This is a genomic window from Aeromonas sp. 604282 (assembly GCF_049170575.1).
In the GTDB taxonomy this organism is placed as follows: Bacteria; Pseudomonadota; Gammaproteobacteria; order Enterobacterales; family Aeromonadaceae; genus Aeromonas; species Aeromonas veronii_A.
Map to the genome: position 1 here is coordinate 144,125 of NZ_JAAKMV010000005.1, position 12,191 is coordinate 156,315.

The 12,191-nt window shown below is 59.7% G+C and carries 11 protein-coding genes; 5 read left to right on the forward strand and 6 right to left on the reverse strand.

The genetic code is table 11. From position 1 onward, the window contains the following. Position 1 precedes the first annotated feature (1 nt). A complete protein-coding gene (locus G5367_RS08540; RefSeq protein ID WP_421243977.1) occupies positions 2 to 1,336 on the forward strand; it encodes an MFS transporter in 1,335 nt (444 codons plus the stop codon). A gap of 92 nt (positions 1,337 to 1,428) precedes the next feature. Here G5367_RS08540 and G5367_RS08545 read toward each other — a convergent pair whose 3' ends face one another. Next, positions 1,429 to 2,562, reverse strand: a complete 1,134-nt coding sequence (locus tag G5367_RS08545; protein ID WP_139494541.1) for a GGDEF domain-containing protein — start codon at positions 2,560 to 2,562, stop codon at positions 1,429 to 1,431. 520 nt (positions 2,563 to 3,082) lie between these two features. On the opposite strand from G5367_RS08545, the gene G5367_RS08550 reads away from it, so the two are divergent. The 3 genes from G5367_RS08550 to G5367_RS08560 all read left to right on the forward strand — a co-directional run bounded on the left by G5367_RS08550 (position 3,083) and on the right by G5367_RS08560 (position 5,669). Then, entirely contained in the window at positions 3,083 to 3,883 is an 801-nt protein-coding gene (locus G5367_RS08550; protein WP_005334079.1) for a transporter substrate-binding domain-containing protein, read from the forward strand. A 99-nt stretch (positions 3,884 to 3,982) separates the two neighbouring features. Beyond that, the gene (locus tag G5367_RS08555; protein ID WP_421243978.1) at positions 3,983 to 4,942 is read left to right on the forward strand and encodes an amino acid ABC transporter permease; all 960 of its coding nucleotides are present in this window, start codon (positions 3,983 to 3,985) and stop codon (positions 4,940 to 4,942) included. Then, positions 4,926 to 5,669 carry an amino acid ABC transporter ATP-binding protein gene (locus G5367_RS08560; protein WP_158113263.1) on the forward strand — a complete coding sequence of 248 codons (744 nt, stop codon included), beginning with the start codon at positions 4,926 to 4,928 and terminating at the stop codon, positions 5,667 to 5,669. Before G5367_RS08555 ends, G5367_RS08560 begins: the two co-directional genes overlap by 17 nt. 107 nt (positions 5,670 to 5,776) lie before the next feature. On the opposite strand, the gene G5367_RS08565 is transcribed toward G5367_RS08560, so the two are convergent. Continuing rightward, complete coding sequence (locus G5367_RS08565) at positions 5,777 to 6,568, reverse strand: substrate-binding periplasmic protein (protein WP_216979056.1); 792 nt, start codon at positions 6,566 to 6,568, stop codon at positions 5,777 to 5,779. Positions 6,569 to 6,736: 168 nt separating this feature from the next. Between G5367_RS08565 and G5367_RS08570 the strand changes: the two genes are divergently transcribed. Then, entirely contained in the window at positions 6,737 to 7,576 is an 840-nt protein-coding gene (locus G5367_RS08570; RefSeq protein ID WP_421243979.1) for a sterol desaturase family protein, read from the forward strand. Between the two features lie 111 nt (positions 7,577 to 7,687). Here the strand turns inward: G5367_RS08570 and G5367_RS08575 are convergent, their stop codons facing one another. From G5367_RS08575 to G5367_RS08590, 4 genes are all read right to left on the reverse strand, one after another. Continuing rightward, positions 7,688 to 9,103: a basic amino acid/polyamine antiporter gene (locus G5367_RS08575; protein WP_421243980.1), complete on the reverse strand. Its 1,416-nt coding sequence runs from the start codon at positions 9,101 to 9,103 to the stop codon at positions 7,688 to 7,690. A gap of 9 nt (positions 9,104 to 9,112) precedes the next feature. Then, complete coding sequence (locus G5367_RS08580; RefSeq protein ID WP_421235707.1) at positions 9,113 to 10,015, reverse strand: homocysteine S-methyltransferase family protein; 903 nt, start codon at positions 10,013 to 10,015, stop codon at positions 9,113 to 9,115. Positions 10,016 to 10,308: 293 nt separating this feature from the next. Further along, complete coding sequence (locus G5367_RS08585) at positions 10,309 to 10,851, reverse strand: hypothetical protein (RefSeq protein ID WP_041202118.1); 543 nt, start codon at positions 10,849 to 10,851, stop codon at positions 10,309 to 10,311. A 19-nt stretch (positions 10,852 to 10,870) separates the two neighbouring features. Next, positions 10,871 to 12,190: a hemolysin family protein gene (locus G5367_RS08590; RefSeq protein ID WP_005334094.1), complete on the reverse strand. Its 1,320-nt coding sequence runs from the start codon at positions 12,188 to 12,190 to the stop codon at positions 10,871 to 10,873. Position 12,191 lies beyond the last annotated feature (1 nt).

Genomic DNA, 12,191 nt, shown 5'->3' on the forward strand with positions numbered 1-12,191 from the left:
TGTGCTGAGTTTTATGAGAAGCGCGCCGCCCCGGCCCCTTATCCGGGATCAGGGCGAGATCGACGCCACCTATCGCCACTGGCGGCTGCACCTGCTGCTGACCATGTATCTGGGCTACGCGGTCTTCTACTTCACTCGCAAGAGTTTCAACTTCGCCATGCCGGACATGCTGGCGAGCGGCATGCTGGACAAGTCCGACATCGGCATGCTCTGGACCCTGTTCTACATCACCTACGGCTGCTCCAAGTTCTTCTCCGGCATCATCAGTGACCGCGCCAACCCGCGCTACTTTATGGGTGTCGGACTGATGGCCACCGGCGTTATCAATATCCTGTTCGGCCTCTCGTCGGCACTCTGGATGTTTGCCGCCCTCTGGGTCGCCAACGCCTTCTTCCAGGGCTGGGGCTGGCCCCCCTGCTCCAAGCTGCTCACAAGCTGGTATTCGCGTACCGAGCGCGGGGTCTGGTGGTCGGCCTGGAACACCGCCCATAACGTCGGCGGGGCGCTCATTCCCCTTATCGTCAGCACCATCGCCCTGCAACATGGCTGGCGCTACGGCATGATAGTGCCCGGCCTTATCGCCATCCTTGCGGGGTTGTTCCTCTGCTGGCGGCTGCGGGATACCCCGAGCGCCATGGGGCTGCCGACAGTAGGCGAGTGGCGCAAGGACGCCATGGAGCTTGCCCAGCAGACCCAGGATGCGGGGCTCTCCCATCGCCAGATCTTGCGCAAATATGTGCTGGGCAACCCCTATATCTGGTTGCTCGCCTGCTGCTACGTGCTGGTCTATGTGGTGCGCACCGCCATCAACGACTGGGGCAATCTCTACATGACCGAGCAGCGCGGCTTCAATCTGATGAGCGCCAACTCGGCCATCTCCATGTTCGAGGTGGGAGGCTTTATCGGTGCGCTGGTGGCGGGCTGGGGATCGGACAAGCTGTTCAACGGCAACCGTGGCCCGATGAACCTCATCTTTGCGGTGGGGATCCTGCTGGCGGTGGGGTCGCTCTGGCTGATGCCCTTCTTCAGCTATGTGATGCAGGCGGCCTGCTTCTTTACCATCGGCTTTTTCGTGTTTGGCCCCCAGATGCTGATCGGCATGGCGGCGGCGGAGTGCTCCCACAAAAACTCGGCGGGGGCGGCCACCGGCTTTGTCGGCCTCTTTGCCTATATGGGAGCAGCGCTGTCGGGCTATCCGCTGGCCAAGGTGATGGAGATCTGGCACTGGAACGGCTTCTTCGTGGTGATCTCGGTGGCGGCGGGCGTCTCGGCTCTGCTGCTGCTCCCCTTCCTCAAGGCGCAGGCACCGAGAGCCGCTCAAGCGAATGCAGATTAGCGGGTGGCAGCTGACAAGCTATATCCGGCAAACAGAAACAGCCAGGGCGCGGATCACCTCGCCCTGATTTTATTCCTGAACCTATTCCTGCATCAGGCAGCCTGACAGACCCGGTTCTTTCCTTCCCGCTTGGCCCGATAGAGAGCGTCATCCGCACGGCTGAACAGGCTGTCAAAGTGCCACTCCCCCTGCCAGTGAGCAATACCCATGCTGACGGTGATATGGATCCCCTCTACCTCGCTGGCCGCAAGCTGAACCCGCAGTGACTGACAACGGGCGATCGCCTCCTCTGCGGTGGCATGGCGAAACAGCAGCACAAACTCCTCGCCCCCGAAGCGACTGGCCAATACGCCCTCCAGCTCGCGCAGTGCCAACCCGACCCGCTCCAGCACCCGATCCCCCACCTCATGACCATGCCGATCGTTGATCTGCTTGAAGTCATCCAGATCAAGCACCACCAGCGCCCCCTGCTGTGCAGGGCGTCCCCGGGCCAGACGCTCCATAAAACCACGGCGATTGAGTAACCCGGTCAGCGGGTCATGACTGGCCTGATAGCGCAGCTCCAGCGCCCGGTGCTGGTTGCAGAGCAGCAGCACCCCGAAGGTGAGCATGGAGCTACCCACCAGCATGGAGACATAGGGCAACACGTTGAACAGCTGACGCTGGAACGGGCTTTCGATCACCTCGCCCCACACGGTAAACATCCGCATCAGGGTCATGGCGATCAGCACCAGATTGAGGCCAATCAGCACCCAGACCGCCACCTGATAATCGGGTCGACCGTGACGCCAGAGCTGCCAGATGATGAGCGAACTGAGCATGAGGAAGGTGGCGCTGCTGATCATCACCCGCACCGCAATCCGGCCATCGATGGCGACCGACCAGGTCATGACGGCGGCAAACAGCAGGATGAATCCCCAGCAGACAGGCCAGCCCGGCGATTGACGGAAGAAACAGCGTTGGGCGACCAGCAATAACGACACATGAAAAATCAGGAAGACATTGCCCACCCAGGAGCCATAGGGGGTGGGTGTCAGCAGCAGACTGGCAAATCCCGCCTGACCCAGCATGGCAAACAGACTGGACCACCACCAGACCCCGACGCCGGGAATATCGTTGTGGGTAACGCGGATGATGGTGAGAGTGAGGAAACCGAGACAATAGCCACACAAGGCCATGATCATCAAGGTAAAAATATCCAGCTTAAGCAGTAGTGAGGCGTCCATACCAAAGCCATGCAGAGAGGGTAACTGAGTATATGAGAAGCGTTTGCCAAGACCCAGTGCGACTTGATGGTTTTCACAATAAAGCCCGTTCGTTTGCTGACAAACAGAGCAATGCGTGTGATATCCCACCAATACGTATCCGCATTAGCCCCATAAAAAGCCTCTTACGGAGCCCAGCAACTCAATAAGAGCCGCAAGCGACACCCAGGCTTTGTAACAAAATGTCTTGGGGATAATTTGGGCTTGAACCCACCCCATTAGATAGATATGTTGTTTTCGTGTGATTTTATGAATGAAGCCATGAGCAATAAATGTCTCTAACCTGTTGAGTCTTCTGACACAATCTGTTTTTGGTACATTTTTCACTCAACCACTATTCATAGCATCTCATATGGGGCTTTTGTCCCGCTCAAGACATTCATCCTGTCTTGCCTGTTGCCGGATGCAGCAGTCTCTTGTGCCACGGAGTCGCACGGGATCAGGTTCAAGGCCGAACACACCACCGACAGAGACGTCACTTATGATCAAAAAACTGATTCTTTCTACCCTGCTGTTTTGCGGGATCGCCACGGCGGCCCCGACCCCAGCCCCTACCTCCACCCTGGATGCCGTGCTCGAACGCGGCGTGCTGCGAGTCGGCTTTGATGCCGGCTATCAACCCTTCGAGATGACCAACAAGCAGGGCCAATACATCGGCTTTGATGTGGATCTCGCCAAGATGGTCGCCAAAGAGATGGGCGTGAAGGTCGAGTTCGTCAACACCGCCTGGGATGGCATCATTCCGGCACTCCTGACCAACAAGTTCGACGTCATCATGGGCGGCATGACCGTCACTCCCCAGCGCAACCTGCGGGTCAACTTTGCCGATCCCTACATCGTGGTCGGCCAGACCATAGTCCTGCGTAAAGAGAAGGCGGGCGAAATCAAATCCTTCACCGACCTCAACGACCCGAAATACAAGATCGCGGTCAAGCTCGGCACCACCGGCGAGCAGGCAGTCAAGCGCCTGATCCCCAAAGCCACCCTGCTGCAGTTTGAAACCCAGGATGACGCCAAGCTGGAGGTGATCAACGGCAAGGTCGATGCGTTCGTCTATGACCTGCCCTACAACGCTATTTTCGCCTCCCAGAATCAGGGCGCCGTGGTGCACCTCGACAAGCCGTTCACCTTCGAGCCGCTGGCCTGGGCCATCCGCAAAGGGGATCAGGACACCCTCAACTGGTTCAACAACTACCTTCGCCAGATCAAGGGCGATGGCAGCTACGACCGTCTCTACAAGAAGTGGTTCGAATCCAACGCCTGGCTGAATCAGCTCAAATAACCTCTTGGGGGCGGCACATGCCGCCCCTGCACCACGCAGCTCCCCACACAATAACGAGAAGAGGTTGTGACTGTGCACACACCCAAACCGACAAGACAGATGGAAAAACAGCCCAATCAGCTACTCTGGCATGGGGTTTTCCTGCTGATGCTGCTGGTTGCCGTATTCGGCATCTACAAGGCTGTCCAGTCTGTGGATTACACCTGGCGCTGGGAACGCATTCCCCAATACATCGCTTATCAGGCGGAGCAGAAGAATCTCGCCGAATTTGACGGCACCGTGATTGCAGGTACAAGCGAGGCCGAGAAGGGCAAGCTGTTCCTGCAAGACGATCTCGACCCCAACGTGCGGCAAGCCATCGCCAGTACCGGCGTACAAGTCGCCGAAGGGGATACCGTTTTTCGTGGCGATACCCTCGACACCCAACTGAGCTGGACCGCAGGCCCCATCGCCTGGGGCGTCTGGGTCACCGTCAAGCTCTCGCTGGTGGCAGGCATCTTCGCCATCCTGCTCGGTACCCTGGCCGGGCTGGCGCGCCTCTCCCCCAATCCCGCCCTGCGCAATCTGGCGGTCACCTACGTTGAGCTCATCCGCGGCACGCCGCTGCTGGTACAGATCTTCATCGTCTACTTCTTTATCGGCACCGTGCTGAACCTCGACCGCTTCACCGCCGGGGTCGCCGCGCTGGCGGTCTTTACCGGCGCCTATGTGGCGGAGATCGTCCGCGCCGGTATCAGCTCCATCCACAAGGGGCAGATGGAGGCGGGCCGCAGCCTGGGAATGACCTCGGCCCAGACCATGCGCTATGTCATTCTGCCGCAGGCGTTCAAGCGGGTACTGCCACCGCTGGCAGGCCAATTCATCAACCTGATCAAGGACTCCTCGCTGGTCTCGGTCATCTCCATCACCGATCTGACCAAGGCGGGACGCGAGGTGGTGAGCTCCACCTTCAGTCCGTTCGAGGTGTGGTTTACCGTCGCCTTGCTCTATCTGGTGCTCACCGGCACCCTCTCTTTTCTGGTACGCCGTCTCGAGGTGAAATATGCGAAAAGCAACTGATCCCATCATCAAAGCGACCGGCGTAGAGAAGTTCTACGGTAGCGAAGTGCACGCCCTGAAAAATGTCAGCACCGAGGTGGCCGAAGGGGAAGTGGTGGTGATCGTCGGCCCCAGCGGCTCGGGCAAATCGACCTTCCTGCGCACCCTCAACCAGCTGGAGACCATCAACGACGGCAATATCGTGGTGGACGGCATCTGCCTGACAGAGCCGGGCGATGTCAACAAGCTGCGGGAAGAGGTGGGCATGGTGTTCCAGTCCTTCAACCTCTTCCCCCACCTGACGGTGCTGGATAACATCTGCCTCGCTCCGCAGAAGGTGCGTGGCCTGTCGCGCCGTGAGGCCGAAGACAGAGCCAAGGCGCTGCTGCTGAAAGTGGGGCTGTCGGTGAAAGCGGCCAGCTATCCCTCCCAACTCTCCGGCGGTCAGCAACAGCGGGTGGCCATCGCCCGGGCACTCGCCATGCAGCCACGCATTATGCTGTTTGACGAACCCACCAGTGCGCTCGACCCCGAAATGGTGGGGGAAGTGCTGGATGTGATGAAGGGGCTGGCCCGCGAAGGAATGACCATGGTGGTGGTGACCCACGAGATGGGCTTTGCCCGCGAGGTAGCGGATCGGGTGCTCTTTATGGAGAGTGGCGAACTGCTGGTAGATGAAAAACCGGCCGATTTCTTCGACAATCCCCCCTCCCCGCGTCTACGCCAGTTCCTCAGTCAGGTGCTGTAGCCAACACGCTCTGCTGGATAAACGAAGAGGGACCGCAAGGTCCCTCTTCTTGTGCGTCACGCTGAGCAGGCTTAACCCAGCTGAACCCGAGTGCCCCTCTCATCGGCTCAGCGCGGGGACTTTCCCAAATAGCGCTCCACGATCACTTTCACCCCGTCACGTTTTTTGAGCTGATAGAGCTCCTTGTCAAACTGGTCGATAAAGGCCTGTTTGTAGGGGTACTCCCCCTTGCGGCTGTAGCCGAGAAACCCCTGCTCCTTGCTGAGCACCGGCCCCTGTTTGAGCAAGGACATATCGGCCACCGCCAGCTGATCGGCCTTTATCATGTTGAGCAACTCATAGAGCAGGGAGAGGCGATCATTGATGGTGCAATCGACCCGGCCGCGGACAATCTTGAGCAAGTTCTCCCGATTGCTTTTCACCTCCTCCACGTCGATCTGCTTCTCTTTTACCGCCTGCCAAAAGGCATCACCGCCGACGGCAAAACCGGCGTTCATGCCAAAGCGTAAACCATGATAGTCGAGCGGAAACCTGGCCTGCGGAGTATTGGCCGCCACACTGGCGCCGCACATCACCACCAGCTCTTCATCCAGCATCGGCTGGGAGTAGGGCCACATCCAGGGGCGACTGTCGGGCTGGTAGTAAGGCGGAAAGATGGCGAAGGCGCTGCCCTGCTCCACCATGCTCAGACCGCGCCGCCACGGCATCGGCTTGAGCACCACCTCATAGTCAGGCATGGCAGAGGTCACCTCGCGGATAATATCGGCATAGATCCCCCTGACCTCCTCCCCCTCCTGCCAGGAGTAGGGGGGATAGTTGGCATCGGCCAAAATTTCAACACGGGTTTTGGCCTGGGCCATCATGCACAACCCCAGCAACAAGCAACACCAGACGCGCATAAGCCAGCACCTCCTGAAAAAGCCTGCATCAAGCATAGCCATCCGCCGCACCTTCCTCTGCTGCCGCGCCATATTTCATGCCATCTCTTCGTTGGCAGAAAAATGTTAATGAAATATTAAAGCCATCCTTTATGCTGGAGAGCAATTGCTCTGAATGGATGGCCGCATATGGATGTGCAACTGCTTCTGCTCTACCTCTCCCCGGTTTTTCTGGCCTTTATCGGCTGGGAGATGCTCTACCTGCGCAAACATGGCGCGGCCTTTCCCACCGCCACCTACCAGTGGCGGGATCTGTTCGCCAACGCCGCCCTGGCCCTGATGCACCAAGGGGGAGATGCGCTGGCGGCCATCGCCATTGCTTATCTGTATGACACCCTCTGGGGCTGGCGACTGTTCGACATCGAGATCACCTTCTGGAGCGTATTGCTGCTGTTCCTGTTGCAGGATCTCTGCTACTGGCTGTTCCACTTCACCAGCCACCATGTGCGCTGGCTGTGGGCTTCCCACGTGGTACATCACAGCTCGGAGCGGCTCAATCTCTCCACCGCCTTTCGCCAGAGCCTGATGTATCCCATCTCCGGCATGTGGCTGTTCTGGATCCCGATGATTGTCATCGGCTTCCCGCCTGAGGCGGTGGTCGCCACCGTGCTGCTGAGTCTGGGCTTCCAGTTCTTCGTCCACACCCAGGTGGTGGGCAAACTCGGCTGGCTTGAGTGGGTCTTCAACACCCCCTCCCACCACAGGGTGCACCACGCCAGCAACGCCAAGTACATAGACCGCAACTTTGCCGGGGTGTTGATCATCTGGGATCGGCTGTTTGGCACCTTTGTCGAAGAAGATCCGGCCGAGCCGTGTCGCTTTGGCATCACCAAGCCGATCCACAGCTTCAATCCCCTCACCCTCACCTTCCACGAGTGGCGCGACATGCTGCACGACGCCCGTGGCCTACCCTGGCGACAAAAGCTCGCAGTGCTGTTTGGCAAACCGGCTGGGCCTGCCAGCCGCTAAGCCTTCTCCCCGGGTCACAACTCCCGGATAGCAAGCCCCTGATAACCAGTCCCTAATAACAAGAGAGCGCCACGGCGGCGCTCTCTTTTATGATCAGTCACATCTTCGATGTCAGAGATGGGCGAACGACCAGACGGCGGGGATCAGGCTCAGCAAGGTCACTCCGGCCAACAGCCGCTCGCGACCACTCAGGCAAAGATCTGCGCCCAGCTGACGACGGCTGTAGAGAAACAGCAGCAGACCCGGCCCGTAGAGCAACAACGACAGCAGCAGATACTCCACCCCGGCGGCATAGAGTAGCCAGAAGCCGTAACCGCTCGACATCAGTGCCACCGCCCGCATCAGACCGCGGCCCTGACCACCCTCACCCTTCTTGCTGAACGAGAGCTTGAGCAAGAACAGGCCGATCAGCAGGTAAGGCACCAAAATCATCGAGGTAGATATAAGCAGCAGACTGGTGTAGCCCTTGCCGAGCAGCCATACCAGCAGCAGGCAAGTCTGCACCGTCAAGCTGGTGAGCCAGAGCGATGCTATAGGCGTCCCGTTGGGGTTCTGGCGCCGGAAGATGGCGGGAAACGCACCGTGTCGAGCCGCGCTGAACGGAACCTCCGCGGAGAAGAGGGTCCAGCTCACGTAGGAGGCAAGCACCGAGACGATCAGGCCGACGCTGATGAGCAGCTTGCCCCATGAGCCGGTCATCTTGGCCATCAGCCCTGCCATGGAGGGGTTGGGCAGCGCCGCCAGCTCGGGTCGGCTCAATATTCCGAGCGCCAGCACCGAGATAAGCACATAGAGCAGCAACGCCAATACCACGCCAAGCACAGTGGCCGTGCCCACATCTCGCCGGTTTCTGGCGCGGGCCGACAGCACCGCTGCCCCCTCGATACCGGTGAAGACCCAGAGAGTGATCAGCATGGTGTTGCGCACCTGCTCGGAGACCGGCACCGCCAGGGTGCTGCCCTGCTGATCCGCCGCGAAGGTGACCGGATCGAACCAGTAGCAGGCGAACAGGATAAACAGCAGCAGCGGCAGGCTCTTGGCCAGGGTCGCCACCAGATTGAACAGCGCCGCCTGCTGCACGCCGCGGGCCACCAGCAGGTGCACCGCCCAGAGGATGCAGGACTCGCCGACAAACGCTGCCAGCGTGTTGCCCTCACCAAACCAGACCTGCTCCGGCGTATCGACGAAGCTGCCCAGCGCCGCAAAGGCAATGACCAGATAACCCACCACGCCGATGGTGGCGCAGAGCCAGTACCCCCAGGCGGAGAAGAAGCCCACCAGATCGCCAAAACCGGCGCGGGCGTAGCTGTAGATGCCGCCGTCGAGATCCGGTCTGAGTCGCGACAGATAGAGAAAACTCATGGCGAGCGCCAGGATGCCCACACCCGTCACGCCCCAGCCGATCAGCACGGCGCGCGCCCCCGCCACCTCGGCCATGTTCTGGGGCAGGCTGAAAATCCCCGCCCCCACCATGGAGCTGAATACCAGCGCGGTGAGGGACCAGAGCCCGATCTTGCTCTCTTTCATGGAAGCTCCTTAGCGCAACCGGCTGCTCAGCGCCTGAATATGCTCGGGGCCGATACCGCAGCAACCGCCGATCAAGTTCGCCCCGGCCCCGCGCCAGCGCTCGGCCCAGCCGAGATAATCCAGCGGCCCCAGATCGGCGCGGATCTCGTCCAGTCCGTCGTTGGCGGTGGCCTCTTTGGGCTGCGGCGGGAAGGCGTTGGCATAGGCACCGAGGCGAATGTCAGCGCGGCCCAGCGCCTGCAATCGGGCGCTGGCCACCTCGAGCGCCCCCTCAATCACCTCGGGCTGACAGCAGTTGAACAGGATGGCATCGGCTCCGGCCGCCACCAGCGCGCTAACCGCATCAGCCACCTGTTCGCCGGAGCGCAGTCGCGGCTCGTTGCCCGGCGCCTCATCTTCCAGTGTGAAGGAGACCCAGAACGGCTTGCCGTCATCAGGCAGCAGCGCTTTCAGGGCCAGTGGCTCGGCAATCAGGCTCATGGTCTCGGCCAGCCAGATATCCACATAAGGGGATAGCGCCCGGATAAGCGGCGTGGCCAGCTCGTTCACCCTGTCCGCCTTGAACAGGTCGGCACGGTAGGAGCCAAAGAGCGGTGGCAGAGAACCCGCCACCTGCACGGCCCCCTTCTGCTCGTCAGCCACTTCGCGGGCCAGCTGACCAGCCAGCGCAGCCAACCCCTCCCCGTCGGCAAAGAAACGCTCATCGCCGATATGAAACGGCACCAGCGCATAGCTGTTGGTGGTGATGACCCTGGCCCCGCTCGCCACATAGGCCTGATGCACGTCACGCACCGTCTCTGGCGCCTCCATCAAGGCCAGCGCCGACCACTCGGGTTGACGAAACGGTGCCCCCCGCCGTGCCAACTCGCGCCCCATGCCCCCATCCAGCACCCACAATTCCCTGGTTTCCATCTGTCGTGTCTCTTTGTTATGTGCGTTGTTTATTTGCGTATTTATCTGTTTGTTTTGTTGATCTGCGGTTTCACGCTGAATCGCTGCAGATCGTCCTGCTTCATCCTGGGAAGCCCTTCCATTATGCAGCCATAAAAACATATAGATGTTTAGATGGCCAAAGCAAGATAAAGCAAAGTGCCACGGGCGGCAATCAGTATCAGCAGAAATCAGCGTGCAAACGGCGAGGCAAACGCAGAAATGCAAGAGGCCACCCGAAGGTGGCCTCATCACAATCTTGATCCGCTGGCGACTTAACGCCCGGCCAGCACTCGCTTAATCTGTTTGACCCAGTCGGAGACCCGGCCCTGCTGCGGCAAACCGCGCCAGATCTGCTCCCATTGAGCAGGGCTGAGCGGACGACCGAGGCGACGCTGTACGCCTGCATATAGGTAGTCATGGGCCGTGGTGGCCGCATGCTCGGAGGTGAGGAATTTGGAGACCGGATCGGTCAACCGCACATCCCGCATGCCGAGCAGCGGATAGTCGTTGTGCACCGCCGCCAGCATGGTCTCGCGCATGGCAGACTCGATATAGCCACGGGCAAACAGGGCGGTCACCGACTCCAGCGATCCCTGATCCGGGCCGTGATACTGCTCGTCAAAGACCGGGCTCGGCTCGGCCATGCCACTTTGTACCACCGCATCGGGATCCGGCTGCGGGACGACCACGGCAGGCTTGGGGGTTACCGGCTTGGCTGCCACAGTGGCTTTGCGCGGCGCACTCTGACTACAGGCACCCAGTGCCAGGGCGAGCGCGACACAGGCCAGCGCACGGGAATGAGACTGCATCTTCATGACTCTTATGTCGCTCCTTTTACGATTCCTGAGCTGGCTTCTCGGCCACAGCCGGTTCGACCCGGGTAACCAGCAGCTGATCAATCTTGTAACTGTCGATATCGACCACTTCGAACTTGTAACCGGCGTATTTGACCGAGTCAGTACGCTTGGGGATCTTGCGCAGCATGTACATGATAAAGCCGGCGATGGTCTCGTAGTTCTGGTTCTCGGGGAACTCTTCGATATCGAAGGCGCGCATCACGTCGGAGATGGGGGTGACCCCGTCCACCAGCCAGGAGTTCTCGTCGCGCTGGACGATCTGCTCTTCCACCACGTGGGTCGCCCACTCGCCCATGACGGTGCTCATCAGGTCGTTCATGGTGACGATCCCCACCACCAGCGCGTACTCGTTCATCACCACGGCAAAGTCGCCACGATGATTCTTGAAGTACTCCATCGCCTCATAGAGGTTCAGGGTATCGGGGATGATGATGACGTTCTGCACCAGGTTGCCACCGATCAGGTCGATGCTCTGGCCGCCGATAACGCGGATCAGCAGCTCTTTGGCATCGACAAAGCCCTTGATGCTGTCGAGGTTGTGGTCACAGACCAGAAACTTGTTGTGGGGATGTTCGGCGATCTTGGCCTTGATGCTCTCTTCACTCTCTTGCAGGGTGAAGTAGATGAGGCTCTCGCGGGCCGTCATGGCAGAGGTGACACCAAGGGACTGCAACTCGAACACGTTCTCGATGAGCTGATGCTCCTCGCGCTGGATAACCCCCGCCTCGGCACCGGCATCCATCACCGCATAGATATCGTCGGAGGTGATCTCGTCGTTACGCACCGTGGAGACGCGCATCAGACGGAACAGGGAGTTCGCCAATCCGTTGAAGACCCACACCAGTGGCATCAACACGGTGACGAAGAAGAGCATGGGACGCACCACCACCACGGCAATCTGCTCGGGCATGGTCATGGCCAGACGCTTGGGCATCAGATCAGCGATCAGGATAAACATGCCGGTGACGAACACGAAGGAGGCACCGGAGCTGATCTCGCCAAGCCAGGGCCCTTGGTAGAACTGGGAGACAATCCCCTTGATGGCGGGGTTGAGGGCAGACTCACCCAGGATACCGCCCAGAATGGCGACGGTATTGAGGCCAATCTGCACCACGGTGAAAAAGTTGCCCGGCTGGGCCTGCAGGGCCAGCACCTTTTCGGCCTGGCGATTACCTTCATCCGCCATCACCTGCAATTTGATTTTGCGAGACGCGGCGAGAGAGATCTCGGAGAGGGAGAAGAACACACTGCCGCCAACCAGCAGCATTAAAAAGAACAAACTATCGGCAAAACTCATG

Bases quoted from the DNA above. Each gene is read 5' to 3' on its own strand.
- G5367_RS08545 (WP_139494541.1), bottom strand. From the start codon at position 2,562: ATGGACGCCTCACTACTGCTTAAGCTGGATATTTTTACCTTGATGATC.
- G5367_RS08550 (WP_005334079.1), top strand. From the start codon at position 3,083: ATGATCAAAAAACTGATTCTTTCTACCCTGCTGTTTTGCGGGATCGCC.
- G5367_RS08555 (WP_421243978.1), top strand. From the start codon at position 3,983: ATGGAAAAACAGCCCAATCAGCTACTCTGGCATGGGGTTTTCCTGCTG.
- G5367_RS08560 (WP_158113263.1), top strand. From the start codon at position 4,926: ATGCGAAAAGCAACTGATCCCATCATCAAAGCGACCGGCGTAGAGAAG.
- G5367_RS08565 (WP_216979056.1), bottom strand. From the start codon at position 6,568: ATGCGCGTCTGGTGTTGCTTGTTGCTGGGGTTGTGCATGATGGCCCAG.
- G5367_RS08570 (WP_421243979.1), top strand. From the start codon at position 6,737: ATGGATGTGCAACTGCTTCTGCTCTACCTCTCCCCGGTTTTTCTGGCC.
- G5367_RS08575 (WP_421243980.1), bottom strand. From the start codon at position 9,103: ATGAAAGAGAGCAAGATCGGGCTCTGGTCCCTCACCGCGCTGGTATTC.
- G5367_RS08580 (WP_421235707.1), bottom strand. From the start codon at position 10,015: ATGGAAACCAGGGAATTGTGGGTGCTGGATGGGGGCATGGGGCGCGAG.
- G5367_RS08585 (WP_041202118.1), bottom strand. From the start codon at position 10,851: ATGAAGATGCAGTCTCATTCCCGTGCGCTGGCCTGTGTCGCGCTCGCC.
- G5367_RS08590 (WP_005334094.1), bottom strand. From the start codon at position 12,190: ATGAGTTTTGCCGATAGTTTGTTCTTTTTAATGCTGCTGGTTGGCGGC.